This window comes from Frateuria sp. GZRe12 (assembly GCF_051900535.1).
Taxonomy (GTDB): Bacteria; Pseudomonadota; Gammaproteobacteria; order Xanthomonadales; family Rhodanobacteraceae; genus Frateuria_A.
Genome location: NZ_JBHZGI010000006.1, coordinates 114,943 through 141,506 on the forward strand (window position 1 = coordinate 114,943; position 26,564 = coordinate 141,506).

The 26,564-nt window shown below is 69.3% G+C and carries 22 protein-coding genes; 15 read left to right on the forward strand and 7 right to left on the reverse strand.

Annotation, left to right across the window (positions count from 1 at the left end):
* The 4 genes from rapZ to ptsP all read left to right on the forward strand — a co-directional run bounded on the left by rapZ (window position 1) and on the right by ptsP (window position 3,457).
* Window positions 1-909: an RNase adapter RapZ gene (gene rapZ / locus ACFWZ4_RS13865; protein WP_439705264.1), complete on the forward strand. Its 909-nt coding sequence runs from the start codon at window positions 1-3 to the stop codon at window positions 907-909.
* A gap of 166 nt (window positions 910-1,075) precedes the next feature.
* On the forward strand, window positions 1,076-1,468 hold the full coding sequence (locus ACFWZ4_RS13870; RefSeq protein WP_231323596.1) for a PTS sugar transporter subunit IIA: 393 nt from the start codon (window positions 1,076-1,078) through the stop codon (window positions 1,466-1,468).
* Window positions 1,461-1,730: an HPr family phosphocarrier protein gene (locus ACFWZ4_RS13875; protein WP_231323594.1), complete on the forward strand. Its 270-nt coding sequence runs from the start codon at window positions 1,461-1,463 to the stop codon at window positions 1,728-1,730. Before ACFWZ4_RS13870 ends, ACFWZ4_RS13875 begins: the two co-directional genes overlap by 8 nt.
* Complete coding sequence (gene ptsP, locus ACFWZ4_RS13880) at window positions 1,727-3,457, forward strand: phosphoenolpyruvate--protein phosphotransferase (protein WP_439705265.1); 1,731 nt, start codon at window positions 1,727-1,729, stop codon at window positions 3,455-3,457. Before ACFWZ4_RS13875 ends, ptsP begins: the two co-directional genes overlap by 4 nt.
* Window positions 3,458-3,520: 63 nt before the next feature.
* Here ptsP and ssb read toward each other — a convergent pair whose 3' ends face one another.
* The 3 genes from ssb to ACFWZ4_RS13895 all read right to left on the reverse strand — a co-directional run bounded on the left by ssb (window position 3,521) and on the right by ACFWZ4_RS13895 (window position 6,532).
* A complete protein-coding gene (gene ssb / locus ACFWZ4_RS13885; protein WP_439705266.1) occupies window positions 3,521-4,054 on the reverse strand; it encodes a single-stranded DNA-binding protein in 534 nt (177 codons plus the stop codon).
* A 236-nt stretch (window positions 4,055-4,290) separates the two neighbouring features.
* The gene (locus ACFWZ4_RS13890) at window positions 4,291-5,268 is read right to left on the reverse strand and encodes a DedA family protein/thiosulfate sulfurtransferase GlpE (protein WP_439705267.1); all 978 of its coding nucleotides are present in this window, start codon (window positions 5,266-5,268) and stop codon (window positions 4,291-4,293) included.
* Window positions 5,269-5,332: 64 nt separating this feature from the next.
* Window positions 5,333-6,532 (reverse strand): MFS transporter, encoded by a 1,200-nt coding sequence (locus ACFWZ4_RS13895; protein ID WP_439705356.1) that lies wholly within the window; start codon window positions 6,530-6,532, stop codon window positions 5,333-5,335.
* A gap of 133 nt (window positions 6,533-6,665) precedes the next feature.
* Here ACFWZ4_RS13895 and ACFWZ4_RS13900 point away from each other — a divergent pair, with 133 nt between their 5' ends.
* Together ACFWZ4_RS13900 and ACFWZ4_RS13905 are read left to right on the forward strand one after the other, a co-directional pair.
* Entirely contained in the window at window positions 6,666-7,667 is a 1,002-nt protein-coding gene (locus tag ACFWZ4_RS13900) for a polyprenyl synthetase family protein (RefSeq protein ID WP_439705268.1), read from the forward strand.
* Window positions 7,668-7,758: 91 nt separating this feature from the next.
* On the forward strand, window positions 7,759-10,791 hold the full coding sequence (locus ACFWZ4_RS13905) for a diguanylate cyclase (protein ID WP_439705269.1): 3,033 nt from the start codon (window positions 7,759-7,761) through the stop codon (window positions 10,789-10,791).
* A 62-nt stretch (window positions 10,792-10,853) separates the two neighbouring features.
* Here the strand turns inward: ACFWZ4_RS13905 and ACFWZ4_RS13910 are convergent, their stop codons facing one another.
* From ACFWZ4_RS13910 to ubiH, 3 genes are all read right to left on the reverse strand, one after another.
* Window positions 10,854-11,636, reverse strand: coding sequence for a dienelactone hydrolase family protein (locus ACFWZ4_RS13910; RefSeq protein WP_439705270.1), 783 nt, complete (start codon window positions 11,634-11,636; stop codon window positions 10,854-10,856).
* A gap of 67 nt (window positions 11,637-11,703) precedes the next feature.
* Window positions 11,704-12,951 (reverse strand): FAD-dependent oxidoreductase, encoded by a 1,248-nt coding sequence (locus tag ACFWZ4_RS13915; protein WP_439705271.1) that lies wholly within the window; start codon window positions 12,949-12,951, stop codon window positions 11,704-11,706.
* A complete protein-coding gene (ubiH, locus tag ACFWZ4_RS13920; protein WP_439705272.1) occupies window positions 12,948-14,168 on the reverse strand; it encodes a 2-octaprenyl-6-methoxyphenyl hydroxylase in 1,221 nt (406 codons plus the stop codon). The genes ACFWZ4_RS13915 and ubiH overlap by 4 nt, the downstream gene beginning before the upstream one ends.
* 108 nt (window positions 14,169-14,276) lie before the next feature.
* Here ubiH and ACFWZ4_RS13925 point away from each other — a divergent pair, with 108 nt between their 5' ends.
* The 9 genes from ACFWZ4_RS13925 to ACFWZ4_RS13965 all read left to right on the forward strand — a co-directional run bounded on the left by ACFWZ4_RS13925 (window position 14,277) and on the right by ACFWZ4_RS13965 (window position 23,560).
* Window positions 14,277-14,876: a hypothetical protein gene (locus tag ACFWZ4_RS13925; protein ID WP_439705273.1), complete on the forward strand. Its 600-nt coding sequence runs from the start codon at window positions 14,277-14,279 to the stop codon at window positions 14,874-14,876.
* Window positions 14,876-15,436 (forward strand): cob(I)yrinic acid a,c-diamide adenosyltransferase, encoded by a 561-nt coding sequence (locus ACFWZ4_RS13930; protein WP_439705274.1) that lies wholly within the window; start codon window positions 14,876-14,878, stop codon window positions 15,434-15,436. Before ACFWZ4_RS13925 ends, ACFWZ4_RS13930 begins: the two co-directional genes overlap by 1 nt.
* Before the next feature lie 12 nt (window positions 15,437-15,448).
* Complete coding sequence (locus ACFWZ4_RS13935) at window positions 15,449-16,366, forward strand: histone deacetylase family protein (RefSeq protein ID WP_439705357.1); 918 nt, start codon at window positions 15,449-15,451, stop codon at window positions 16,364-16,366.
* Between the two features lie 154 nt (window positions 16,367-16,520).
* A complete protein-coding gene (locus ACFWZ4_RS13940) occupies window positions 16,521-18,944 on the forward strand; it encodes an LPS-assembly protein LptD (protein ID WP_439705275.1) in 2,424 nt (807 codons plus the stop codon).
* 117 nt (window positions 18,945-19,061) lie between these two features.
* Window positions 19,062-20,420: a peptidylprolyl isomerase gene (locus tag ACFWZ4_RS13945; RefSeq protein ID WP_439705276.1), complete on the forward strand. Its 1,359-nt coding sequence runs from the start codon at window positions 19,062-19,064 to the stop codon at window positions 20,418-20,420.
* Window positions 20,421-20,428: 8 nt separating this feature from the next.
* Window positions 20,429-21,439 carry a 4-hydroxythreonine-4-phosphate dehydrogenase PdxA gene (pdxA, locus tag ACFWZ4_RS13950; RefSeq protein ID WP_439705277.1) on the forward strand — a complete coding sequence of 337 codons (1,011 nt, stop codon included), beginning with the start codon at window positions 20,429-20,431 and terminating at the stop codon, window positions 21,437-21,439.
* Window positions 21,436-22,218: a 16S rRNA (adenine(1518)-N(6)/adenine(1519)-N(6))-dimethyltransferase RsmA gene (gene rsmA / locus ACFWZ4_RS13955; protein ID WP_439705278.1), complete on the forward strand. Its 783-nt coding sequence runs from the start codon at window positions 21,436-21,438 to the stop codon at window positions 22,216-22,218. Before pdxA ends, rsmA begins: the two co-directional genes overlap by 4 nt.
* Before the next feature lie 48 nt (window positions 22,219-22,266).
* Window positions 22,267-22,650 (forward strand): Co2+/Mg2+ efflux protein ApaG, encoded by a 384-nt coding sequence (gene apaG / locus ACFWZ4_RS13960; RefSeq protein WP_439705279.1) that lies wholly within the window; start codon window positions 22,267-22,269, stop codon window positions 22,648-22,650.
* 58 nt (window positions 22,651-22,708) lie between these two features.
* Complete coding sequence (locus tag ACFWZ4_RS13965; protein ID WP_439705280.1) at window positions 22,709-23,560, forward strand: symmetrical bis(5'-nucleosyl)-tetraphosphatase; 852 nt, start codon at window positions 22,709-22,711, stop codon at window positions 23,558-23,560.
* 151 nt (window positions 23,561-23,711) lie between these two features.
* Here ACFWZ4_RS13965 and secA read toward each other — a convergent pair whose 3' ends face one another.
* The gene (gene secA / locus ACFWZ4_RS13970) at window positions 23,712-26,429 is read right to left on the reverse strand and encodes a preprotein translocase subunit SecA (protein ID WP_439705281.1); all 2,718 of its coding nucleotides are present in this window, start codon (window positions 26,427-26,429) and stop codon (window positions 23,712-23,714) included.
* Window positions 26,430-26,564: the final 135 nt, after the last annotated feature.

Below are 26,564 nucleotides of genomic sequence, written 5' to 3' on the forward strand. Positions count from 1 at the left end.
ATGAGTACGAACGATCCCGCGTCGCCCTCGAACGGCCTTAACGATCCCAACGCCGTGCACCTGGTGGTGCTGACCGGCATGTCCGGCGGCGGCAAGACGGTCGCGCTGCGCGCGCTGGAGGACCTGGAGTTCTACTGCGTCGACAACCTGCCCAGCGGGCTGCTGCCGCAACTGGTGCAGTCGGTGCGCCGCGATGGCGGCGGCCGCCGCCGGCGCATCGCCGTGGGCGTGGACGTGCGCAACCGCGGCGAGGACTTCGAGCACATGCCGCTGGTGCTCTCCGAACTGGCCGCGGCCGGCGTGCACGTCCACCTGGTTTTCATCGACTGCAGCGACGAAGTGCTGATCAAGCGCTATTCGGAAACCCGCCGCCGCCATCCGCTGGCCATCCGTGGCGTGTCGCTGGCCGACGCGATCGCCGAGGAACGCCGCCTGCTGCGTCCGCTGATCGGCATCGCCGAAAAGGTGATCGATTCGAGCGACCTCAACGTCCACCAGCTGCGCCGGCTGATCGCCACCGGCTACGCGGCGGCCACCGAGGGCCTGACGCTGATGTTCCAGTCGTTCGCCTTCCGCCGCGGCCTGCCGCTGGACTCCGATTTCGTCTTCGACGCACGCTGCCTGCCCAATCCGCATTGGCAGCCCAAGCTGCGCCCACTCTCGGGCAAGGACGCGCCGGTGCGCGAATTCCTCGAGGCCGATCCGATGGTCGGCGAATACTTTGCCGACACCGCGCGCTGGCTCGACGCCTGGCTGCCGCGCTTCGAGCAGGACGACCGCAGCTACGTCACCATTTCCGTCGGCTGCACCGGCGGGCGACATCGATCGGTCTACCTGGTCGAGCGCCTGGCCGCGCATTACCGCGCGAAGCGCGAAGGCGTCCTTACCTTTCACCGTGAACTCGAATGAACACGCCCGCCTCCTCGCACGCCCGTAGAAGCGCACCTGTGCGCTGCCACCCCGTGCGCCCTGCGCCGGTGTTTCGGCGCGCCGTCGCATCCCGGTCGCGCACCGGTGCACTCCTGCGGAGTGGCGTCCATGCAACGGTTGTCGGCCACCCGGCAGGAGCAGGCCCGTGAGCGTCGGCGTCCTCCTGATGACACACGAGGCCGTCGGCAGGGCACTGATCTCCGCCGCGCACCACGTCATGCCCAAGCTGCCGCTGAAGGTCGACGCGGTCGAGGTGCCGGCGCACGCCGATCCGGATGTGATGCGCACACTCACCGCGCACCACGCACGCGAGCTCGACCAGGGCGACGGCGTGCTGGTGCTGGCCGACCTGTACGGTGCCACGCCCTGCAACATCGGCCTTTCGCTCACGTCGCTGGGCGTACGGTTGCGTTGTGTGTCCGGGCTCAACCTACCGATGCTGCTGCGCGTGCTCAACTACGCCGAAAAACCGCTGGACGAACTGGCACAGGTGGCAGCCCATGGCGGCCGCGGGGGAATCTTCATCGATCATGCTTGAACAGGATCTCGTCGTTTCCAACAAGCTCGGACTGCATGCACGCGCCTCGGCCAAGCTGGTGCAGCTGGTGCAGGGCTTCAAATCCACGGTGTGGCTGGTCAGCAAGGGCCGCGAGGTCAATGCGCAGAGCATCATGGGCGTGATGATGCTTTCGGCCGGCCTGGGCACCCCGCTCACCGTGCGTGCCGACGGCCCCGACGAGGCGCAGGCCCTCGCTGGCGTCGTGGCGCTGTTCGAGCGCAAGTTCGACGAGGGCGCATGAGGCAGTTGCTGCCCGGCACCGCCGCATCCAAGGGCATGGCCCTGGGCCGCGCGCGCCTGGTGCAGCCGAGCCGCTACCTGGTCGACACCCGCCCGCTGGCGGAGGACGAAGTCGAGGGCGAGCTGGAAAACCTGCACCGCGCGCTCGACACCGCGCGGCAGGAACTGCACGAATTGCGCGGCCGCCTGCACGGCGCGCTGGCGCGCGAGGTCAACGAGTTCATCGACGCCCACAGCCTCCTGCTCGACGACAAGGAACTGCTGCGCGGCCTCGACGACCTGGTCCGCGTCGGCCACTACCGCGCCGGCGTGGCGCTCAAGAAGCAGCGCGACCGCCTGGCCAAGGTATTCGAGGCCATGGACGATCCGTACCTGCGCAGCCGCCGCGAGGACGTCGACCAGGTCATCAACCGGGTGATCTCCGCCCTGCAGCGCCAGACCAGCCGCGAGGAGCGCAAGCTCGCCGCGCGCGTGGGCGAGATCCTGGTCGCCGATACCATCGCGCCGGCCGACATGGCGCACCTGGTCGGCAACGGCCTGCTCGGCGTGGTGGCCAGCTCGGGCAGCGTCTACTCGCACAGCGCGATCCTGGCGCGCAGCCTTGATTTGCCGATGCTGGTGGGTACGCGCGACGCGCTGGCGACCATTCACGATGACGACCTGATCCTGCTCGACGCCGAGCGCGGCGAGACCATCGTCCACCCGACTGCACAGGACCTGGCCCGCTACCGCGCCTGGCAGCGCGAAGCGGCGGCCGAAGGGCGACGCCTGGCCAAGCTCGCGAATGCGCCCACGCGCACGCGCGACGGCGTGGCGTTGAAGCTGTTCGCCAACGCCGAAACCGCCACCGACATCGCCATGGCGCGCGCCCGCGGCGCCGACGGCGTGGGCCTTTACCGCACCGAATTCCTGTTCCTCAAGCACAAGGGCCTGCCCTCCGAGGACGAGCAGTTCAACGCGTACCGCGACCTGGTGCTGGGCATGGGCGGCCTGCCCGTCACCATCCGCACGCTCGACCTGGGCGCCGACAAGGCTGACGCCGCCGGCCTGGCGTTGCGCGGCGAGGACAACCCTGCGCTGGGCGTGCGCGGCGTGCGCCTTTCGCTGCGCTATCCGGCCGTGTTCACCACGCAGATCCGCGCGATCCTGCGCGCCGCCTGCTACGGCCCGGTGCGTGTGCTGGTGCCGATGATCACCCAGCCTGACGAACTGATCGCCGTGCGCACGCTGTTCAAGCTCGCGCGCCAGGACCTCAAGCGGGAGAACATCGACCTGCCCGAAAAACTGCCGTTGGGTGCCATGGTCGAAGTCCCCGCCGCGGCGCTCAACGTGCGCGCACTGCTGGAGCACGCGGACTTCCTCGCGATCGGCACCAACGACCTGGCCCAGTACGTGCTCGCCGCCGACCGCGGCAACGATGGGCTGGAAAACATCTACAACCCGCTGCAACCGGCGCTGCTGCGCCTGATCGCCTACGTCATCTCCGCCGGTCGCCGCGCGAACAAGCCGGTGAGCCTGTGCGGCGAGATCGGCGGCGACGTCAACTTCACGGCCCTGCTGCTGGCGCTGGGCCTGTGCGAATACAGCATGCACCCCAGCCAGATCCTGCACGTACGCGATCGCCTGGCCACCCTGGACCACGCCGCCATGCGCCGCGAGGCGCCACGCCTGCTTCGCGCGCACACTCACGAAGATGTCGAGGCGCTGCTTGCGCAACTTGCCGGTTGAGTGCTTTCCAACGAAAGAGGCCCGCATCGCTGCGGGCCTCTTTCCGGGCGCGACATTGAGCGCTCAGAACGGAATGTCGTCGTCGTCGAAGCCGCCGCTGCTTTCGGCCGGCGCGGGCGCGTTCTGACGCGGGGCGTTGCCGTAATCGTTGCCGCCTCGGGACTGGCCACCGCCGTAGTTGCCGGCGCCCTGGCGCTGGCCACCGCCCTGCGGGCGCTCGCGGAAGCCGCCACCGCCACCGCCGCCACCACCTTCACCACCCATGCCGCCGAGCATCTGCATGTCGTTGGCGATGATGTCGGTGGAGTACTTCTCGACACCGCTCTTGTCGGTGTACTTGTCGGTGCGCAGCGAACCCTCGATGTAGACCTGGCGGCCTTTCTTCAGGTACTCGCCGGCGATCTCGGCGAGCTTGCCGAACAGCTTCACGCGGTGCCATTCGGTGCGTTCCTGCTTCTCGCCGGACTGCTTGTCGGTCCACTGCTCGGAGGTGGCCACGCTGAGGCTGCACACCGCGGTGCCGCCGCCGGTGTAACGCACCTCCGGATCGGCGCCCAGGTTGCCGACGATGATGACCTTGTTGATGCCGCGTGCCATGGGTTTTCCTCGCTTTGCTGGCGGCCGGCGCGCGCGCCCGCCTCGTCAAGAGATTCCACCGGCGGGGCCGGCGGGTCGATCCCTATCATACCGACCCGCCCTCCTCCGCGCGCCGGGGCCGCGTGCGCCTTTGTCGGCTGGCGCGGAAAGGGCACCCCCATCCGCCTGTCGGCTCCTTTCCCGCCTTTGCGGGGAACCCGGCACTGGATGTGAGGGCAAATGGACCGCGTGTGCCTTCACACCGCCGGCGAAGCCCTGGACGGGGCCGCCGCGGCGACGTGGAGGCGTTCGACCGCATGGCCGGCCGCCGCCCAGGCGTCCAGTCCGCCGCGCAGCGGACGGACTTGGCGGTAACCCTGAGCTTTCAGCAATTGCGCCGCGCGGGCGGCCGAAAACTCGTTGGGGCAATTGCAGTAGAGGACCAGCTCGCGTTCGGGCGGCACGCCAGCCAGCAGCGCGTCGAGGGTGAGCGGGTCGAAATCGAGCGCACCGGGGATTGCGCGATCGTCGAGCTCGCGCGAACCGGCGGCGCGCACGTCGAACACCAGCGGTGGGCGCGCCGATCGCAACGCCTGCGCCAGCTCGTCCACTTCGATCCGGGCCATGCGCAGCGCCACCAGCAATCGCCGGCGCTGCCACCATTTGTAGAGAATGTAGAGCGCCAGCAGAGCGCCCAGCAGCTCGATTGCGGCGGTTCCCGTGCCCTCGAACGCCGCCAGCGCACGCTCCACCCCGTCGGCAAAGACATAGCCCAATGCCACCGCCACCCCGGCCCACAATAGCGAGCCGAGCGCATCGAACAGCAGGAACGACCGCGGTTCGAGGCCCATGGCGCCGACCAGCGGCGGCGCCACGGTCGACAATCCCGGCACGAACTTGGCCACAAGCAACACCGGCGCGCGCCAGCGCTGGAAGCGCAGCTCCGACTGCTTGACGCAGGAATCGGGCGAAAGCGAGATGCGGCAAAGCGTGCGCATCACACCCGCGCCATAGCGACGACCGGCGGCGTACCAGGCGAAATCACTGAGCAGGCAACCGGCGAGCGCCACCAGCAGCACGCCCCACAACGGCAGCTGGCCGCCCGCGGACAACGCGCCGGCCACCACCAGCGTCGGCACGGCCGGCAGCGGCAGCCCGGCCTGCTCGACCAGCACGTTGAGGAAGACCAGCAGCAGGCCGTATTCGGCGATCAACGCGACGATCTGGTGGGCCACGGGCAGCCTCGCGGGGAGTGGATGCCGCCGCACATGGGGCCGGCAGCCGCGCAACGCAATCCCGTCAGGCCACCTGTTCGGCCAAAGCGCGCGCGGCGATGCGCCGGGCGCCGAACGCCACCAGCGGCAGCCACAACAGCGTGGTCGCTGCCGCGCACAGGAACACGCCACTCACGCCCAGCCGGCCCAGCGCGATGCCGCCGATGGCACCGCCGACAAAGGCGCCGACGAACTGGCTGGTCGAGTACGCGCCCATCGCAGCGCCACGCAGGTGCGCCGGTGCGAGCCGGGATACCAGGCTGGGAAGCGCGGCCTCCAGCAGGTTGAAGGCCGAGAAGAACGCCGCCGCCGACACACCCAGCCAGGCCAGGTGGCCGCCCGACTGTGCGAAGCCCAGCAATGCCAGCCCGATCGCCGCCACGCAGACCAGCACGATGCGCAGGCTCTGGCCAATCTCCTTCATGCGATGCAGCGACGCGCCCATCACCAATGCGGCGATCGTCATCACCGGCAGGTAGAGCTCCCAGTGGCGCTCCACCGGCAGGTGCAGCCGCTCGGCCAGGAGCAGCGGCAGGCCGACGAAGCTCGCCGTCAGCAGCAGGTGCAGGAAGAACACCGACCCGTTGATCACCAGCAGCCGGCCGTCGCGCAGCATCGCCAGCACCCCGCCGAGGCTCGCCGCGGCAGGCGCCTTCGCCCGCCCGGGGGTGGGCACGATCAGCCACAACAGCACCAGCGACACCAGCGCCAGCAGCGAGGTGGCGCCGAACAGGCCCGGCAAACCGGCCACCGCCTCCAGCGGCGGCCCCAGGATCAGCGCCAGCAGGAAAGCCACGCCGATCGACACGCCGATGATGCCCATTACCTTGCCGCGCTGGTCCTCGCGGGTGAGGTCGGCGGCCAGCGCGGTGCCGGCGCCGGCCACCGCGCCCATGCCCTGCAGCGCGCGGCCTGCCACGATCCCCATCAGCGTGTGAGACATCGCCGCCACCAGCCCGCCGACGGCAAAAATCAGCAGCCCGATGGTGATCGCCGGCTTGCGGCCGATCCGGTCGGACAACAGTCCCAGCGGGATTTGCAACAACACCTGGCCCAGGCCGTACACGCCCAGCGCCAGGCCGATCAGCAGGCCGCTGGCGTCGGGCATCTGCCTCGCGTACAGCGAGAACACCGGCATGATCAGGAACAGCCCGAACAGGCGCAGGCTGATGACGCAGGCCAGGGTCAGCGCACTGCGGCGCTCGAGGGGCGAGAGCTTGCTCACCGGAAGGGGCACGGACGGGAAGTCATCCGTCCATTATAGGGAGCCGCTCCCAAGCCCGATTGCGGCGCCATGTCGCGCCGCCGCACTCATCAGCGCTGGCCCTATAATCGCCCGTCTTGCCACCCGGACACCCATGCAACCGATGCCCGCCGACGCCAGCCGAACCGCCGACTTCGCCGCCGTGCGCGAGCTGGCCGCCGCCGACATGCAGCGCGTGGATGCGCTGATCCGCGCGCGGCTGGCCTCCGACGTGGTGCTGATCAACCAGATCGCCGACCACATCATCGCCGGCGGCGGCAAGCGCCTGCGCCCGATGCTGCACGTGCTGGCCGCCGGCGCCGCCGGTTACACGGGTGCGCAGCACATCAAGCTGGCCGCGGTGATCGAGTTCATCCACACCTCGACCCTGCTGCACGACGACGTGGTCGACGAATCCGACCTGCGCCGCGGCCGCAAGACCGCCAACGCGCTGTGGGGCAACGCCGCCAGCGTGCTGGTCGGCGACTTCCTGTACTCGCGCTCGTTCCAGCTGATGGTCGAGCTGGACGACATGCGCGTGATGCGCATCCTGGCCGACACCACCAACACCATCGCCGAAGGCGAGGTGCTGCAGCTGCTCAACATCGGCAACGCCGACGTGGACGAGGCCGCCTACCTGGCGGTGATCGAGCGCAAGACGGCGGTACTGTTCGCCGCTGCCACCGAGCTGGGCGGTTTGCTTGGTGGCTTGCCCGATATCCAGGTGGCCGCGCTGCGCCGTTACGGCATGGAGCTGGGCTATGCCTTCCAGATCGCCGACGACCTGCTCGACTACACCAGCGATGCCGACACCCTGGGCAAGAACATCGGCGACGACCTGGCCGAGGGCAAGCCGACCCTGCCGGTGATCTACGCGCTGCAGCAGGCCACGGCGGACGAGACGCAGGCGATGCGCCTGGCGATCGAGCATGGCGACCTCACGTCGCTGGATCGCGTGCTGGCGACCATCCGCCGCAGCGGCGCGCTGGAGCGCACGCATGAGCGCGCCGTGGCGCACGCGGACGCGGCCCGCGCCGCGCTTGCCGTCCTGCCCGCCTCGCCCTATCGGGAGGCGCTCGACGCGCTGGCCGCCTACGCGGTCGAGCGCAGCGCCTGAGGCGCATGCTCCGCGCGCGGCCGACCGTTTCGCCGGACCGCGCCCGACGCCTTCGGTCAAGCTGCCCTCACATCGGCCGATGACGGGCCGGATGCGCGCCTTCCCATCCACCTGTTGGCTGGCCCTCGTACTGCTGGGGCTGGCGTTGCTGCTGCCGTCGACGCCCGTTGTCGCCACGCCGGCGGTCGACTGGTCGCGCTGGGACCACCTGGCCTTCGAGCACCTGACCGTGCGCGCCGGCCTGCCGCACGCCACCACCACCGCCTTCGCGCAGGATCGCGACGGACTGATGTGGATCGGCACCTTCGGCGGGCTGGTGCGCTATGACGGCTACCGCGTGCAGATGTTCCGCCAGTCCGACGGCCTGCCGGACAACTACATCCGCGCGCTGCAGGCGACTTCCGACGGCAGCCTGATCGTCGGCACGTCGGCCGGTGGGCTGGCCCGCTTCGATCCGCGCGACAACCGGTTCTCGACCTACGATGCCTCGCCCGACCACGGCACAGGCCCGCACATCCTTGCCCTGGCACCCGACGGTGCAGGCGGTTTCTGGGTCGGCGGGCAGAACGGGCTCAGCCACCTGCGTGCCGGCCTGCGCACGATCGAGCGCCCGCCGGCCGACGCCGGCCTACCCGCAAACCTTGCGGTTTTCGCGGTGCGCGAGGACCGGCACGGCAACCTGTGGGTCGGCAGTGGCGAAGGCCTTTACCTGCGCCGCGCCGGCGCCGCGCGGTTCGTCCGCTTTCACGGCGACGATGCAGCCGCCGGACCCGTGCTTGATGAGGACGTCTGGGCCCTGCGCGAGGACGCGTCCGGCAATCTCTGGGTCGGCAGCGGCACGCGCGGCGTGGCGGTGATCGACCACCAGGGCCATGCGCGTGTCCCGCCCGGGCTGGACGGCGACGCGCCGGCGATCCAGCACCGCACCGTCCGCGACCTGCTGGCGGGCCCGGACGGCCGGCTGTGGATCGCCACCGACGGCGTGGGCGTCGCGATATACGACCCCGGGCTCCACACGCTCGAAACCCTGCGGCACGACAACGCCCGCGCCGCCACGCTCGGTGGCAACATCGTGCGTGCGTTGTTCCTGGACCGCTCCAGCGGGCTGTGGGCCGCCACCGAGATCGACGCTTCGCGCTGCGACACGCGCCCGACGATCGTGCACACGCTGGACGCCCTGGCGTTGTCCGGCCGCCACGATGTCACCTTCGACGAGAACGTGCGCAGCGTTTACACCGACCGCCGCGGCACGATCTGGCTGGGCTTCAACCGCGGCCGCCTCGCCCGCGTCGACCCGGCCAGCGGCCGGATCCGGCTGCTGACGCTCGGCGGTGCGCAGCAGGACCAGGACGTGCGCGCGATCGACGCGCTGCCCGACGGGCGTATCGTGGCCGGCGCGCGCGGGCTGGTCACGATCGACCCGGTATCGCTGGCGATCCGCCCCTGGTCGGTCGACGGCCTCGACGCGCGGCCGATCCTGGCGCTGCGCGCCTGGCGCGAAGAACTGCTGGTCGGGACTTACGACGGCTTTTATCGCATCGATCGCGGCGGTCGTGTCACGCATTACCAGCACGATCCGAACGATCCGCGCAGCCTGGTCGACGACCAGGTGCGCAACATCGCCGAACTGTCCGACGGCAGCGTGTGGATTGCCACCAGCGGCGGCATCAGCATCCTTCGCCCGGGTGCGCGTGGCTTCGACAACCTCATGCACGAAGACAGCGATCCGGGCAGCCTGCCGCAGAACTACGCCGGCTCCGTGGTCGAGCTCGGCGGGCGCATCTGGGTCGGCACCTATGGCGGGCTGGCCTCCACGCCGGCGGCACCGCCCGGCCTGCACGGCTACCGCTTCAGCGTGCTGCGCGGACACGACGGCCTGGGCAGCGACAACGTCGCCAGCGTGCTGGCCGACCGCCTGGGCCAGCTGTGGATCGCCACCGCCAACGGGCTGGCGGTATACGAGCCGACGTCCGGCCGCATCCGCTCGCTGGGCGAGCGCGACGGACTCGGCGCGCGCTTCTACAACCATCGCACCGCGGCGCTGGGCCCTTCCGGCGAACTGCTGTTCGGCGGGCTCACCGGCCTCACCGTGATCGAGCCCGCGCCGCAAGCGCGCCCGCGCCAGCCGGATGCCCCACTGGCAGTGACCATGGCGACGCGCGACGGCACGCCGCTGTCCTATGCCGCGCTGCCAACCGCGCGACGGCCGCTATCGCTGGCCGACGTGCACGCGCTGCGGCTGGGCTTCTCCCTGCTCGACTACACCGCCACCGATGACGTGCGCTACCGCTACCGGCTGGAGGGCTTCGACCGGCAGTGGACCGAGCTCGATCCGGGTGTGCCACCGACCGCGGCCTTCACCAATTTGCCCGGCGGCAACTACCGCCTGTGGCTCCGGGCGGACATCCCCGGCCTGCATGCGCGCACGGTGCGGAGCGTAATTCCCGTGGAGGTCCGTGGACGCTGGTACGAGCGGGCCTGGGTACGCACGGGGCTGGCACTGCTGGCCGCTGTCCTGGTCTACCTGCTGGTGCGCCTGCGCACGCGTTACCTGCTCGCCCGCGCCGACCGCCTGACACAACTGGTGCGCGAGCGCACGCGCGAACTGCAGGAGGCCAACGAGCGGTTGAACCGGTTGGCCAGCGTCGACGAGTTGACCGGGCTACTCAACCGGCGCGAGCTGATGCATCAGCTCGAACTCGCGCACGACGCCGCGCAGCGCACCGGTGCGCCGTTGTCGATCCTGATGCTCGACCTGGACGCGTTCAAGGCGCTCAACGACACCCACGGCCACCAGGCCGGCGACGCGGTGCTCCGCAGTGCAGCACAGCAGGTGGCTTCCCTGTGCCGCCAGGACGACCGGCTCGGACGCTATGGCGGCGAGGAACTGATGGTGGTGATGCAGGGTGTCGACCTCGCCACGGCCGCGCTGCGCGCCGAGGCGATCCGATCGGCGATCGAAACCATGGAAGTCGACCATGGCGAGCATCGCCTGCGGCTGACCGCCAGCTTCGGCGCCGCCCAGCTCAAGCCCGGGGAACGCACGCACGAGTTGATCGCGCGGGCCGATGCCCGGCTTTACCGCGCCAAGCGCGACGGCCGCAACCGGGTCGCGGCCTCGTAAGTCGAGCGGAACATCGCAGGGTGGGCTTCGGCCCGCCCTGCGGGGTGGATCGGTCGACCCAACTACGGCCGACCGGCGAAAGCCGCGTCCAACCAGTCGTGCATCATGCGGTAGCTGCGCGCCGCGGCACGCGCGTCGTACTTGCAGCCTGGCGAGTCCTCGCCGGTCTCGGTGAAGCAATGCACCGCGTTGCCGAGCACCACGAACTGCCAATCCGCATCGCTGGCGCGCATCTCGTCCATGAACGCGTCGGCGTCGGGCATGGTGCCCTTGTCGTCGGCTCCGTTGAGCGCCAGCACGCGCGCCTTGAAGTGATCGGGTGATGCTGGCTTGCCGGCCGCCAGGGCTCCATGGAAGGACACCACCGCGGCCACGTCGGCGCCGCTGCGGGCCAGGTCCAGCACCGCCGAACCGCCGAAGCAGAACCCGATCGCGGCGAGCCTGCCGGTATCCAGCGGCGCCGCGCCGGCCTGCGCCTTCAGTTGCGCCAGCGCCGTGTTCACGCGATGGCGCATCAGCGCCCGGTCGGCGTAGAGCGGCTGCACCGCGGCCTTGGCCTGGTCGTTGTTGGTCGGGCGCACGTTCTGCCCGTACATGTCGGTCAACAGGATCACGTACTGCTTGCCGGCGATCATCTCGGCTTTCTTGATCGCTTCGTTGTTCACGCCGTACCAGTTGGGCACCATCACCAGGCCGGGCCGCTTGCCTGCGCCGGCGTCGTCGTAGACCAGCACGCTATGGAAACGGGTGCCTCCATCGGTCCACTCGACCGACCGGTGCACCATCTTCGCCGAAGCGGCGAAGGCCAAAGGGAGCGAGAGCAGGGCGAACAGGATGCGACGCATGGCGACGACTCCGGTGGGTGGGTGGCGCTCCGCGCCGGGTACTGCGGCGTCCGGCCGCGGCGTGGGATCAGCGGCCCGCGGCGTGCGCGGCGAGGCGGCGCTTGAGCGGCGCCAACCGGTCGACCAGGCGCACGCCCAGCGACCGCGCCGCCACCAGCGGCGGCGCCTGCCAGGCATAGATGCGACCGAGTGCATCGAAGCTCCACGCATCCAGCGTGTCGGCGCTGCGCCGGCGGCGCGCGTAGCGGCGCAGCACGTGCGGCGCGGCGATGTCGCGGCCTTCCTCGCGGGCGGCCACCAGCGTGTCGCGCAGCTCGGCGACGTCGCGCAAGCCCAGGTTCACGCCCTGCCCGGCCAGCGGGTGCACCGCGTGCGCCGCATCGCCCAGTAGCACCAGGCGCTCGGCCTGGTAGCGATCGGCCAGCTGCAGCCTGAGCGGGAAAGCGGCGCGACGGGTGCTCGCGAGCACCGGGCCGAGGCGGAAATCGCTGGCGACGCCGAGCTCGGCGCAGAAGGCCGTGTCATCGAGCGCCAGCACGCGTTTCGCCTCGGCCTCGGGCAACGACCACACGATCGAACTGCGCCCGTCGGCCAGCGGCAGCAGCGCCAATGGTCCGCCGGGCAGGAAACGCTGCCACGCGGTGTGCTGGTGCGAGCGCTCGGTGGTGACGTGCGCGACCACGCCGCGCTGGCCGTAGTCATGGCCATGCGTATCCAGCCCGGCCAGCCGGCGCAGTGGTGAGCCAGCACCGTCTGCCGCGACGAGCAGACGTGCGGACAACGTCTCCGCGTCCTCCTGTCCGGGCGCAGGGGCATCGCCCGCAAGATTGCTCCTTCGGACATCGAGCGTGATGCGGTCGGCGTGCGCCTGGAAGCCGGTCACTTCCGCGGGGCACAGCCGCTGCACGCCTGCCGCTTCGAGCGCCTGCCACAGCGTCCATTGCACCAGGCCGTTCTCGGCGATCCAGCCCAGCCACGCGCGACCCTCGGCGGTGGCGTCGAAGTCGACCGCGGCGCCGGTTCGCGCATCCCATACGTGCATCCGCGCGTAGGATGCTGCGCGGCGGTCACGTATGGACGTCCATACGTCCAGATCGTCAAGCAGTCCGATCGACGACGATGCCAAACCGACGACGCGAAGGTCGACCTCGTCCTCCGCGCGCCAGGGCGCCGGCGGACGGGCTTCCAGCAACGCGGTGGCGAAACCCGCACGCGCCAGCGCCAGCGCCGCGGCGGCGCCGACCATGCCGCCGCCCACTACCGCCACGTCGAGCAGCGGCGCGCGGCGGCGCGATTCGGAACGGGGCGCGCTCATGGCGCGCGCTCCAGCACCGCCTGCGGCGGCTGGCCGCGGAAGCCCATGCCGCGGCGGAGCACCGCGTCCTTCAGAGGCGGCACGCGGTCGCAGGCGAGCAGCGCCAGCGACCGCAGCGGAGCGAGCCAGGGCTGCGGCAGGCAGGCCAGTTGCACCAGGCCATGGCTCATCGCCATGGTGCCTTCGCGGTCGGGCGCGCGCCGGGCCGAGTAGGTGGCGAGCAGGCGCTCGTCGCCCGGGTCGGCCGCGGCGGCGACCAGTTCGGCCAGCGTCAGCGCGTCGCGCAGGCCCAGGTTGAAGCCCTGCGCGCCGATCGGGTGCACCGTCTGCGCGGCGTTGCCGACCAGCACCGCGCGCGGCGCGATAAGGCGGCTGGCCGCCACGCGCTGGATCGCGTACGGAAAGCGCTTGCCGGGCCGGGCCAGTCGTCCCAGCCGCCAGCCGAAGCGGCGCTGGGCCAGCGCGAGGTATTGCGCATCGTCCATCGCCGCCATCGCCCCGGCCTGCGAGCCGGGCACCGTCAGCACCAGGCCGCAACGACGGCCGGCCAGCGGCAGCAGGGCGACCGGCCCCTCGTCGCTGAAGCGCTCGTAGGCGCGATGACCGTGTTCGCGTTCGGGGGTGACGGTGCAGACGAACAGCGTCTGGCCGTAGTCGTAGGTTTCAGCGCTGATGCCCAGTCGCCCGCGCACGAAGGAGCCGGTGCCATCGGCGCCGACCAGCAGCGGCGTGTCGATCTGGCGCACGCCTTCAGCGGTACGCACCTGCGCGCGCCAGCCTTCGGCGAGCGGCTCGAGCGCCTCCAGTGTCGCGGGCGCCAGCCGCTGCAGGCGGGTGCATTCGTCCAGTCGGCGCAGCAAGGCGGCGCCCAGTTCGCGCGCCGGCAAGGTCCAGCCCAGCGCGTCCACGCCGGCATCGCGCGCCTGCAGCCGCACGCTGCCGAATTCGCCGGCGCGGCTGACGTGGATGTGCTCGATCGCCGTGGCGCCCTCGCGCGCATGCGCCCACACGCCGATCGCCTCCAGCCCGTTGACGGTGGCGCGGGCCAGCGCAAGGTTGCGCTCGTCGTAGCTGGGCTGCGCATCGGTGCGGGGCGCGGCAGCCTCAACCAGCATCGTGTCGATGCCGGCCACGTCCAGCGCGATCGCCAGGCTGGCGCCGACCAGGCCGCCGCCGACGATCAGCACGGGCCCGCGTGGGGAAAGAGGAGCGGTCATGCGGCGGATGATACGGCCGAACACGCGGGCGTCGCATGAGCCGGACGGGCTTCGGCTAAACTAGCCGTCTGCACTTCCCCTTCTCGCCGCCTGCTAACGGAGCACCTCATGGCTATGACGCGAAACCAGCGCCTCGGCATCTTCCTGGCACTTGCCCTGGTGATGGCCATTACCCGCGGCGCCGTGCACACCCATCATTTCGAGGCGTTCCCGGACGCGTCCTGGGGCGTGTTCTTCCTGGCCGGCTTCTGGCTGCGCGGCGCGGGGCGCTGGGCCTTCCCGCTGCTGATGGCCGAGGCCGTGCTGGTCGACTACCTGGTGATCAGCGGCCAGGGCCTTAACTTCTGGAGCCACTACTGCGTCTCGCCGGCTTACTGGTTCCTGGTCGCCGCCTATGGCGCGTTGTGGCTGGGCGGCAGCTGGCTGGCCCGCCGCCAGGCCGGCCTGAAGCTTTCGACCGCGGGGCTGGCCGTCGCCGCGCTGCTGGTCAGCGAGGCGGTCTGTTTCGTGGTTTCCAACGGCAGCTTCTACTGGCTGAGCGAAAGCGTGCCGGCGCCGCGCAGCATGGCTGCCTGGTTCCAGAACATGGGTGACTGGTATGTGCCGTTCCTGCAGGTGACCGCTCTGTACGTCGGGCTGGGTGCGGCGGTGCACGTGCTGGCGGCCCAGCTGACCCGCGCTGTCGCCCACGAAGGCCAGGCGCGCTGATGGGCAACCGCCTGTCGAAGATCTACACGCGCACGGGCGACGATGGCAGCACCGGCCTGGGCGATGGTTCGCGCGTACCGAAGGACTCGGCGCGCGTGGCCGCGTACGGCACGGTGGACGAACTCAACAGCACGATCGGCATGGTGCTCGCCTGCGCGGACGTCCCGGCCGACGTGCGCGAGGCGCTGACCCAGGTCCAGCACGAACTGTTCGACCTGGGCGGCGAGCTGTGCATCCCCGGCATGGCGATGGTCCAGGACGCCGACATCGCGCGGCTGGAATCGGTACTGGACGGCTTCAACGAACCGCTGCCGCCACTGAAGGAATTCATCCTGCCCGGCGGCGGCATGGCGGCGGCCAGTTGCCACCTGGCGCGCACGGTGTGCCGCCGCGCCGAACGCGAGGTGATCTCGCTGGCGCGCGAGGAAGTGGTGCGGCCGCAGGCACAGCGCTATCTCAACCGGCTGTCGGACCTGCTGTTCGTGATCTGCCGGGTGCTGGCGCGTGCCGGCGGCCACGGCGAGGTGATCTGGCAGCACGAGCGCCGCCCGCGCGGCTGACATTCTCCGATGCTGCGGCTCTATACCCATCCGGCCTGCCTGCAGCACGACCCCGGCCTCGGCCATCCCGAATCCCCTGCGCGTCTGCACGCCGTACTGGCGGCGCTTGACCGCGACCGATTCGCCGCGCTGGACCGCATCGAGGCGCCCCGCGCCAGCATCGCTGCGCTAGCGCGCGTGCACGATCCGGCGTACGTGGAGCGCATTCTCGCCAGCGCTCCGTCAGCGGGTGTCGTGCGTCTGGACGAAGACACCCTGATGTCGCCCGCCTCGGCCGAAGCGGCACTGCGCGCTGCCGGCGCCGTGGTTGCCGCGGTCGATGCCGTGCTCGACGAACATGCCGGCGGCGCATTCTGCGCCGTGCGTCCGCCCGGCCATCACGCCACGGCCAACCAGGCGATGGGGTTCTGCCTGTTCAACAACGTCGCGGTCGGCGCCGCGCACGCGCTGGCGGAACATGGCCTGGAGCGCGTGGCGATCGCCGACTTCGACGTGCACCACGGCAACGGCACGCAGGACATCTTCGCGCGCGACTCGCGCGTGCTGTTCGTGTCCAGCCACCAGTCGCCGCTCTACCCGGGTACCGGCGGGGCGGATGAGACCGGCGTTGGCAACCTGATCAATGTCCCCCTGCCGCCGCAGACCGGCTCGCGGGCTTTCAGGCAAACCTGGAAGGAACGGCTGCTGCCACGGCTGAATGCCTTCCGCCCGCAACTGCTGCTGGTCTCGGCCGGCTTCGACGCCCACCGCGCCGACCCGCTCGCGCAGTTGCAGCTGGACGCCAATGACTACGCATGGCTGACCGCGCAACTGGTGGACATCGCCCGTCTGCACGCCGGCGGCCGCGTCGTTTCCACTCTCGAAGGCGGCTACGACCTCGACGCCCTGGCCACCAGCGCCACCGCTCACGTCGCCGCCCTGATGGGCTGAGCGCAGCGCCCTGTTGGCTGGGCCTTCCAGCCATCCTCCTCGCGGAAAGCGGTGGACTGGAGCCGCCATGCGGGGCATCGGACGCGGGGCGCTCCTGCCGGCCATGCACCCTTTCTGCTAGTTTTACGCGTCCTGACGAACGCCGACAGCCACCGTGACGCTGAGCCACACGATCCCGCTCGCCTTGCCCCCACGCCGCCTGCTGGCGATCGCCGCAGCCTTCGCCCTGTTCGGCGGCCCGGTCGAGGCCCAGACCGCGGCGCCCGAGGCCGCGGCACCCGCCGCGCCAGCCAGCGCCGCCGGGGTATCGAGCTGCCCGCTGGGTGCGTTCCACTGTCCGGCGCGCCCGGAAAGCTTCGCGCTGTGCCGACCCAACGCACTGCTGGAGTTCTACGATCCGACGCTGCCGCGCAACGCCGCGCTTCGCGAGACCTCCGACACGGTCGTCGACGCCGCCCACGTGGACAGCTCCAACCGGGCGGTCTACCGGCTTTCGGGCAACGTGCGCATCGAGCGCGCCGACCAGCTGCTGCGTGGCGACCGGATCGACTACAACGACACCACCACCGACTACGACGCGCGGGGCAACGTGCGCTACCAGGAGGCCGGCGAGCTGCTCAGCGCCGACCGACTTCGCGGCAACACCCAGGCCAACCGCGGCGTGGCCGAGAACGTGCGCTACCAGCTACTGCAGTCGCGCGGCAATGGCACCGCCGCGCGCGGTGAACTGCTCGACGCCCAGCGCAGCCGCTACAACCTGGTGAGCTATTCGACCTGCGATGTCGGCCATCATCTTTGGGAAGTGCGCGCAAAAAGCCTGGAAATCGACAAGTCCACCGGCGTGGGCAAGGCGCACGGCGCGACCATGCGCTTCGCCGACGTGCCGTTCCTGTACCTGCCCTACTTCACCTTCCCGGTCGACAACCGGCGCAAGAGCGGCTTCCTGTACCCGACCTTCGGCAGTTCGAACCGGTCGGGGACGATGTTCGCCATCCCCTATTACCTGAACCTGGCGCCCAACTACGACGCCACGATCGAGCCGCGCATCTATACCCAGCGCGGCGCGATGCTGGCCGGCGAGTTCCGCTACCTGGTCCCTGGCACCCGCGGCCAATTCAACTTCCAGTACCTTCCCGACGACCGCGGCGACAACACGTCCGAGGACGAGCCGACCAAGGGCACCGACCGCTGGTGGCTGAAGTACTCCGACGTCACGCGCCTGGGCGGGCCGTGGTACTTCAGCACCTCGATCAATCGCGCATCCGACCGCAGCTACCTGCGCGACTTCGGCAACGACCTGTACACGACTTCGGTCGGCACGCTCACTTCCAGCGGTTACGTCCGCGGCAATGGCGACTGGTGGAATGCCTCCTTCGGCGCCAGCAGCTACCAGAACGTGGATCCCTACCTGCCTGACACCGTGGTGCAGTACAAGCGCTGGCCGAGCGCGAACCTGGGCCTGGACATCCCGATCAACCGCTGGCTCGAGTTCGGCGCGGACGCCCAGGCCACTGCCTTCCGCAAGGATGAACGCATCGAGGGCGACCGCCTCGATCTCTATCCGTATCTGGCTGCCGATTTCCGTGGCGCCGCGTGGTTCGTGCGGCCGAAGCTGGCCTACCGCTACACCGCCTACCAGCTGGACGGCAATTACGCGAACTATGGTTACCGCGGCCCGCTGACCGCCACCCAGGTGTCGCCCTTCGACGACCGCGCGCCCAGCCGCGCGCTGCCGATCGCGAGCCTCGATACCGGCCTGATCTTCGAACGCCCGACCTCGCTGTTCGGAACGTCGTATACGCAGACGCTGGAACCGCGTCTGTATTACCTGTACGTGCCCTACCGCAACCAGGACGACCTGCCGGTGTTCGACTCGCGGCGGATGTCGTTCGACTACTGGCAACTGTTCTCGCCCAACCAGTTCTCCGGCGCGGACCGCCAGATGAACGCCAACAACCTCACCGCGGCGCTGACCACCCGGTTGCTGGACGACGATGGCGTCGAGCGGTTGTCGGCCAGCATCGGCCAGATCCAGTACTTCGCCCCGCAGCGCGTGCAGTTGCCCAACGGCGCGGTCACCACCGCCGCACCGACCGACTGGACGCGTTCGGACTACGTGGCCCAGCTGGGTGTGCAGTTGAACGATCGCTGGCGCCTCAACAGCGCCTACCAGTGGAGCCCGAACTCACGCCAGACCGACCTGGGCACGCTGGAGCTGCAACGGCGCGTCGGTGCCGACGGCATCTTCAACTTCTCCTACCGCTTCCGCCGCAACCTGGTGGAGCAGTACGACGCCTCGGCCATCTACCCGATCTCCGAACGCTGGCGCCTGCTCGGTCGCTGGGTCTACTCGGTGCGCGACAAGCGCACGGTCGAGGCCCTGGCCGGCGTGGAATACGACAGCTGCTGCGTCGCCGTACGGGTGGTCGGACGCCACTACGTGGTCACCCGCGGCCCGATCACCGATCGCGGCAACAGCAACAACGCGCTCATGTTCGAACTGGTCTTCAAGGGCCTGGGCGCCTTCAATGGCCAGACGGAAGACGTACTGCGGCGTGGTATTCTTGGCTATCAGTAACGGCCTGGCCGCGAACTTTCCGCTGCCGTTGCGATCCACGGTTGTCGACCGGCACGACCGGCCCCCTGGCACCGCCTCCTCAACCATCGCCGCGCAGGCGATCGAAGGTTCCGACCGATGAAGCAACCCACCGCGCTGCTCCTCCTCGCGCTCGCCGCGGCCACCGTTTTGCCCGTCCACGCCCAGTTGCTGCCCCAGGCCCAGGGCCAGGGCGACGCCACGGCCTCGGGCACGCAGCCGCTCGACCGCATCATCGCGGTGGTCGACGACAGCGTGATCCTGCAGAGCGAGCTGGATGAGGCCATGCGTTCGGTCAAGCAGCAGTACGCCAGCAACCCCGGCCAACTTCCTCCGGAAAACGTGCTCAAGCGCCAGGTGCTCGACCGACTGGTGCTGATGAAACTGCAGGTGGCCAAGGCCGGCGACCAGGGCATCCGCGTCTCGGATTCGGACATCGACCAGGCGGTGGCCGCGGTCGCCCAGCAGAACCACCTGACGCCGGAGCAGTTGCAGCAGGCGGTCGAGCAGAGCGGCCAGGGTTTTGCAGCCTTCCGCAACCAGTTGGGCGATCAGCTCATGGTCCAGCGCCTGCACGAGAGCGTGGTGCGCGATTCGGTCAACATCACCGACAGCGAAATCAACAACCTGCTCAACAGCCCCACTTACAAAGCGGGCGAGGTGCATCTGGCGCACATCCAGGTCTCGATTCCGGCCGGTGGTAGCGCGGACGACATTGCCGCGGCGCAGGCCAAGGCGCAGGCAGCACTGGATGCGATCAAGGGCGGCATGGACTTCAATGCCGCGGCGATCCGCTACTCCGACGCGCAGGATGCGCTTGAAGGCGGCGACCTCGGCTGGCGCAAGATGGACGAGATCCCGCCGGCCTTCGCCGACACCATTTCGGGCATGAAGCCCGGCCAGGTCAGCGCGGCGCTGCGCGGACCCACCGGCTTCCACATCCTCAAGCTGGTCGATCAGCGCGCACCCAGCCGCCAGGTGGTCACCGAGTACCACGCCCGCCAGATCCTGATCCGCCCGAGCGAGCTGGTGACGCCCGAGCAGGCGCAGCAGAAGGCGCAGGACCTGTACAACCGCATCGTCAACAAGCACGAGGACTTCGCCAAGCTGGCGAAGGAGAACTCCAAGGACCCCACCACCGCCAACGCCGGCGGTGACATGGGCTGGTTCCAGCGCGACCAGTGGGGCGGCACGATCGCCCAGCAGCTCTCCCAGCTCAAGGATGGCGAGGTATCCCAACCGTTCCAGAGCGAGGCGGGCTGGCACATCCTGCAGCTTGAAGGCACGCGCAAGAGCGACGTGACCGAGGAGAGCGAGCGCAACCAGGCGCGCCAGGCGATCGGCAACCGCAAGGCCGAGCAGGCCTATGAAGACTTCCTGCGCCAGCTGCGCTCGGATGCCTACGTCAACATCCTGGTGCCGGAGCTCAAGGACCCCGACGCGCGGGACAAGGGCTGAGTCGTGCCTTGAACGCCGGCCTGCCCCGACTGGCGCTGACCGCCGGGGAACCGGCCGGCGTCGGTCCCGAGCTGCTTGTCCGGCTCGCATCGATGCCGTTTGCGGCCGGACTCGTCGCCATTACCGACCGTGACCTGTTGCGCCGCGCTGCAGGACGTTGCGGCGTACCGCTGGAACTGCACGAAGACGACGGCCAACCGCATGCGCACGTGCCGGGCAGCCTGCTCGTCCAACACGTGCCGCTGGTGGTGGAGGAGCGCCCCGGCAAGCCCGATCCACGCAATGCGCGCCATGTCCTGACCACGCTGGCGGAGGCGACGGACGGCTGCCTGACCGGCACCTATGCGGCCGTGGTCACGGCGCCGTTGCAGAAGGCGTCGATCAACGACGCCGGCATCCCCTTCACCGGGCATACCGAGTTCTTCGCCCACCGTGCCGGCGCGGAGGTGGTGATGATGCTGGCCAGTCCGGAATTGCGCGTGGCGCTGGCCACCACGCATCTGCCGCTGCACGCGGTGCCCGCGGCGATTACCGGCGATGCGCTGGAGCGCACGCTGCACATCGTGCATGACGAACTCAAGATCCGGTTCGGCATCCCCGCCCCGCGCATCGCCGTACTTGGCCTCAACCCGCACGCCGGCGAAGGCGGTCATCTCGGGCGCGAGGAAATCGAAGTGATCGAGCCCGCGCTGGCGCGCCTGCGTGCGCAGGGCATGCAACTGCTCGGTCCGCTGCCGGCGGACACCGCCTTCGTGCCGGCGCAGCGCGGACGCTACGACGCCGTGCTGGCGATGTACCACGACCAGGCGCTGCCGGTACTCAAGAGCGAAGCCTTCGATCGCACCGTCAACATCACCCTCGGCCTTCCCTTCATCCGCACCTCCGTCGATCACGGCACCGCGCTGGACCTGGCTGGCACCGGCCAAGCGGATCCGTCCAGCCTGATCGCCGCCGCGCGGATGGCGGCGGAGTTGGCCAGCCGCTCCCGGGTACCAGCGGCAAGCGAGAACTCCCGATGAACGCCCGTCCCAAGAAAAGCTTCGGCCAGCACTTCCTGCACGAAAAGCGCTACGTCGAGCGCATCGTCGGCGCTATCGCACCGAAGGCGGACGACCGCGTCGTCGAGATCGGCCCGGGCGAAGGTGCCCTCACGCTGCCGCTGCTGGCCGCCGCGGGCCGGCTCGTCGCGATCGAGCTGGATACCGACCTGATTCCCGGCCTGCAGGCGCGCGCAAGCAGCGTGGGCATGCTGGAGATCGTCCATGCCGACGTGCTCAAGGTGGACTTCACTGCGCTGGCGCAACGCCTGGGCGTGCCGCAGGTGCGCCTGGCCGGCAACCTGCCCTACTACATTTCCAGTCCGATCCTGTTCCACTGCGTGGACCACGCGGCCGCGATCCAGGACATGCACTTCATGCTGCAGAAGGAAGTGGTCGACCGCATGGCGGCGGCGCCCGGCAGCAAGGTCTATGGCCGTCTGTCGGTGATGCTGCAACTGGCCTGCCGCGTCGAGCCCTTGTTCAACGTGCCGCCGGGCGCGTTCCGCCCGCCGCCGAAGGTGGACTCGGCGGTCGTGCGGCTGGTGCCGCTGGCCGCGCACGAGCGCCACGACGCCGACCCCGAGCGCGTGCATGCGATCGTCAAGGCGGCCTTCGCGCAGCGGCGAAAGACCCTGGCCAATGGGCTGAAGAACCTGCTCGACAGCGACGCCATCGCCGGCGCGGGAGTCGATCCGAAGGCACGCGCCGAAACTCTCGCCCCTGGCGAGTTCGTGCGCCTGGCGAAGCTTCCCGCCTGACGCGCCTTCTACACGCGCAGGCTTGCGCGCAGGCCGTACAATCGGCGCATGAATCCCAAAGCTTCCTACACGATCGACGTGCAGGTCGAAACCCGTTTCGTCCCCGACCAGTCCAAGCCGCACGACAACCGCTACGTCTTCGCCTATACCGTGACGCTGCACAACGCCGGCGACGTGCCCGCGCGCCTGCTCACCCGCCACTGGGTGATTACCGACGCCAACGGCAAGGTGGAAGAAGTGCGCGGCGAGGGCGTGGTTGGCGACCAGCCGTGGATGCGTCCGGGCGACCGCTACCAGTACAGTTCAGGCGCGGTGCTCGACACCGCCGTGGGCACGATGCGCGGCAGCTACCAGATGCTCGCCGACGATGGCACGCACTTCGAGACGCCCATCCCGCCGTTCACGCTGTCCATACCGCGCACCCTGCACTGATGGAACGCACACCCGAGGGTTCGCCTGCCATGGATCGGTTCCCGATGGACGAGTTCTGATGGCGACATATGCAATCGGCGACGTGCAAGGCTGTTACCCGGAGCTCTCGCGCCTGCTGGACAAGTTGCGGTTCGACCCCGCCGATGACCAGTTGTGGTTCTGCGGCGACCTGGTCAATCGGGGCGGCGAGTCGCTGCAGGTGCTGCAGATGCTGCACACCCTGCGCGAGAACGTGGTGGTCACGCTAGGCAACCACGATCTCAGCCTGCTGGCGATTGCCCAGCGCAAGCCCGACGCACAGTCGCGGGTCAACCCGGAACTGCGGGAGGTGTTGTTCGCCGACGATGCGCCGGTACTGTTCGAGTGGCTGCGCAACCAGAAATTGATGCACTACGACGAAGGACTGGGCTGGGGCATGGTGCACGCCGGGCTGGCTCCGTCGTGGACGCTGCGCCAGGCGTTGCGCGCGGCGCAGGAAGTGGAGCGCGAGCTTTCCAGCCCGCGCCACCCGCGTTTGCTGCGCAACCTGTTCGGCAACCGCCCGGCCGCCTGGTCGAGCCGGCTGCAGGGCGTCGATCGTTTCCGCGCCACGATCAACACCATGACGCGCATGCGCTACTGCGACGTCAACGGGCGGATCGACTTCGAGGCCAAGGGCGTACCGGGTTCACAGAAGCCCGGGCTGTACCCGTGGTTCGCGGTGCCGGGCATGCGCCGGCGCGAAGCCAAAATGGTCTGCGGGCACTGGTCCGCGCTCGGGCGCTTCGCGGGGCTGGGCGTCTACGCGATCGACACCGGCTGCGTCTGGGGCGGCCAGCTGACCGCACTGCGGATAGACGAGGACGAACCGCAGTACATCACGGTCAATGCGGAGCCGCATCGCAAGCGGCCGTCGGGCGGCGGGGACTGATCTTCTGCCTGCGCCCTTCCCCTCCGGGGAGAGGACCGGGTGAGGAGCCGTTCTTGCAGCGAACTCACCCACCCGTCGTCAAAGCCGCCGTAGTGGCTCATCGAGCCGTCTCGGTTCTCTCTCCCCGTAGGGGAGAGGAAGCACTGGACAGTCAGGCGAGCTGGCCGTGGCAGTGCTTGTACTTCTTGCCCGAACCGCAGGGGCACGGATCATTGCGGCCGATCTTCGGGCCGTCGTGCTGCACGGTACCCGCGGCGGCCGAGGGCGGAGCATCGTTGCCCAGCGCATTGACCGGGGCACCACCGCCGCTGGCAAGCATCTGCTGCTGCAGGCGCGCCGCCATGCGCTGCTGCTCGGCTTCCATCGCGATGACTTCTTCCTCGCTGCGGATGCGCACGCGCGCGAGCATCTGCACGACTTCGGTCTTGATCCGGTTGAGCATCTCGGCGAACAGTTCGAACGACTCGCGCTTGAATGCCTGCTTCGGATCCTGCTGAGCGTAACCGCGCAGGTAGATGCCCTGGCGCAGGTAGTCCATGCTCGCCAGGTGCTCCTTCCAGGCATTGTCGACCACGCTCAGCATGATGTGCTTCTCGAGCTGGCGCATGGTCTCGGCTCCGATCTGCGCCTCCTTGGCCTTGAAGGCCTGGTCCATCGCCTCGCGCACGTGATCGCGGATCTGCGCGGCTTCCAGCTCGTGCTGCTGCTCGACCCAGACCTTCAGGCCCGTGGCGATGCCGAACTCGCTGTCCAGCGCCCGCTCGAGGCCGGCGATGTCCCACTGCTCGTCGATGCTGTCCGGCGGCACGTGGGCGTTGACGATCGACTCGACCACGTCCTCGCGGATGTCGGCGATGGTGGCCGAGACGTCCTCGCCCTCCAGCAGCTCGTCGCGCTGGCGGTAGATCACCTTGCGCTGGTCGTTGGCGACGTCGTCGAACTCGAGCAGGTGCTTGCGGATGTCGAAGTTGTGCTGCTCGACCTTGCGCTGCGCCTTCTCGATCTGGCGGCTGATCATGCGCTCCTCGAGCGGATCGTCCTCCTTCATGCCGAAGCGCTTCATCCAGCGCACCAGGCCTTCGCCGCCGAAGATGCGCAGCAGGTTGTCCTCCAGCGCCAGGTAGAAGCGCGAGGAGCCCGGATCGCCCTGGCGGCCGGAGCGGCCACGCAGCTGGTTGTCGATGCGGCGGGACTCGTGCCGCTCGGTGCCGACGATGTGCAACCCGCCGGCGGCAAGCACCTGCTCATGGCGCTTCTTCCATTCGCTCTTGACGCGCTGGCGGTCGACCTCGGAGGCATCCTCCGGCAGTGCCGCGAGCGCCGCTTCCAGGCTGCCGCCGAGCACGATGTCGGTGCCGCGGCCGGCCATGTTGGTGGCGATGGTCACCGACCCGGGCGCGCCCGCCTGCGCCACGATGTGCGCCTCGCGCTCGTGCTGCTTGGCGTTGAGCACCTCGTGCGGAACCTTGGCCTTGGTCAGCATGTCGGACAGCAGTTCCGACACCTCGATCGAGGTCGTTCCCACCAGCACCGGCTGGCCACGCTTGTGGCAGTCCTTGATGTCCTCGACCACCGCGCGGTACTTGGCCTGCTGGCTGAGGAACACGATGTCCAGGTTGTCCTTGCGAATCATCGGCTTGTGGGTGGGAATGACCACCACCTCCAGACCGTAGATGGTCTGGAACTCGTACGCCTCGGTATCGGCCGTACCGGTCATGCCGGCCAGCTTCTTGTACATGCGGAACAGGTTCTGGAAGGTTACCGTCGCCAGCGTCTGGTTCTCGCGCTGGATCGGCACGCCTTCCTTCGCCTCGACCGCCTGGTGCAGGCCGTCGGACCAGCGCCGGCCAGCCAGGGTGCGGCCGGTGAACTCGTCGACGATGATGACTTCGCCGTCGCGCACGATGTAGTCGACGTCACGCTGGTAGATCGCGTTGGCGCGCAGCGCGGCGTTGAGATGATGCACCACGGCCAGGTTGCGGGCGTCATACAGGCCGCTTTCCGGATCGATCACGCCGACCTTGCGCAGCAGTTCCTCGGCGTGCGCCATGCCTTCTTCGGACAGGTGCACCTGCTTCTGCTTCTCGTCGACCCAGTAGTCGCCAGCGCCATCCTCGGTCGGCTGGCGCTTCATCTGCGGCACGATGCGGTTGACCGCGAGATAGAGCTGCGGGGAGTCCTCGGCCGGGCCGGAGATGATCAGCGGCGTGCGCGCCTCGTCAATCAGGATCGAGTCGACCTCGTCGACGATCGCGTAGTTGAGGCCACGCTGGTATCGCTGCTCCTTCGACAACGCCATGTTGTCGCGCAGATAGTCGAAGCCGAATTCGTTGTTGGTGCCGTAGGTGATGTCGGCGGCGTAGGCGGCATGCTTGTCGCCGTGGTCCATGCCCGGATAAACCACGCCCACGCTCAGGCCCAGGAAGTTGTAGAGCTTGCCCATCTGCGCCGAGTCGCGGCGGGCAAGGTAATCGTTAACGGTGACCACGTGCACGCCCTTGCCTTCGAGGGCGTTGAGGTAAACCGGCAGCGTGCCCACCAGCGTCTTGCCCTCGCCGGTGCGCATTTCGGCGATCTTGCCCTGGTGCAGCACCATGCCGCCGATCATCTGCACGTCGTAGTGGCGCATGCCGAGCACGCGCTTGGCGCCTTCGCGCACCACGGCGAAGGCCTCCGGCAGCAGCCTGTCGAGCGTTTCGCCCTTGGCCACGCGCTCCTTGAACTCGTCGGTCTTGCCGCGCAGGGCCGCGTCGTCCAGCTTCTCGAAATCCGATTCCAGCGCGTTGATCCGCGCGACGGTCTTGGAAAGCTGGCGCAGCACCCGCTCGTTGCGGCTACCGAAAAGGCTGGTCAGGGCGCGATTGAACATCGATCTTCCGTCAGTGAAGGCTGAAGGCCCGCGGCGGCCACGGGCGAAAGGAGGCATGTTACTACAGCCGCTCCAACTGGCCGGGATGGCGGCGGAGGGCGGGGGATTCAAGAGGGCGGAGCGTCGTGCCCGCGC

Excerpts from the sequence above, each read along its gene's own strand:
- ACFWZ4_RS13930 (WP_439705274.1), top strand. The coding sequence starts at position 14,876 with ATGGGCAACCGCCTGTCGAAGATCTACACGCGCACGGGCGACGATGGC.
- rsmA (WP_439705278.1), top strand. The coding sequence starts at position 21,436 with ATGAACGCCCGTCCCAAGAAAAGCTTCGGCCAGCACTTCCTGCACGAA.
- rapZ (WP_439705264.1), top strand. The coding sequence starts at position 1 with ATGAGTACGAACGATCCCGCGTCGCCCTCGAACGGCCTTAACGATCCC.
- ACFWZ4_RS13900 (WP_439705268.1), top strand. The coding sequence starts at position 6,666 with ATGCAACCGATGCCCGCCGACGCCAGCCGAACCGCCGACTTCGCCGCC.
- ubiH (WP_439705272.1), bottom strand. The coding sequence starts at position 14,168 with ATGACCGCTCCTCTTTCCCCACGCGGGCCCGTGCTGATCGTCGGCGGC.
- ACFWZ4_RS13875 (WP_231323594.1), top strand. The coding sequence starts at position 1,461 with ATGCTTGAACAGGATCTCGTCGTTTCCAACAAGCTCGGACTGCATGCA.
- ACFWZ4_RS13905 (WP_439705269.1), top strand. The coding sequence starts at position 7,759 with ATGCGCGCCTTCCCATCCACCTGTTGGCTGGCCCTCGTACTGCTGGGG.
- apaG (WP_439705279.1), top strand. The coding sequence starts at position 22,267 with ATGAATCCCAAAGCTTCCTACACGATCGACGTGCAGGTCGAAACCCGT.
- ssb (WP_439705266.1), bottom strand. The coding sequence starts at position 4,054 with ATGGCACGCGGCATCAACAAGGTCATCATCGTCGGCAACCTGGGCGCC.
- ptsP (WP_439705265.1), top strand. The coding sequence starts at position 1,727 with ATGAGGCAGTTGCTGCCCGGCACCGCCGCATCCAAGGGCATGGCCCTG.
- ACFWZ4_RS13925 (WP_439705273.1), top strand. The coding sequence starts at position 14,277 with ATGGCTATGACGCGAAACCAGCGCCTCGGCATCTTCCTGGCACTTGCC.
- ACFWZ4_RS13965 (WP_439705280.1), top strand. The coding sequence starts at position 22,709 with ATGGCGACATATGCAATCGGCGACGTGCAAGGCTGTTACCCGGAGCTC.
- secA (WP_439705281.1), bottom strand. The coding sequence starts at position 26,429 with ATGTTCAATCGCGCCCTGACCAGCCTTTTCGGTAGCCGCAACGAGCGG.
- ACFWZ4_RS13945 (WP_439705276.1), top strand. The coding sequence starts at position 19,062 with ATGAAGCAACCCACCGCGCTGCTCCTCCTCGCGCTCGCCGCGGCCACC.
- ACFWZ4_RS13910 (WP_439705270.1), bottom strand. The coding sequence starts at position 11,636 with ATGCGTCGCATCCTGTTCGCCCTGCTCTCGCTCCCTTTGGCCTTCGCC.
- ACFWZ4_RS13915 (WP_439705271.1), bottom strand. The coding sequence starts at position 12,951 with ATGAGCGCGCCCCGTTCCGAATCGCGCCGCCGCGCGCCGCTGCTCGAC.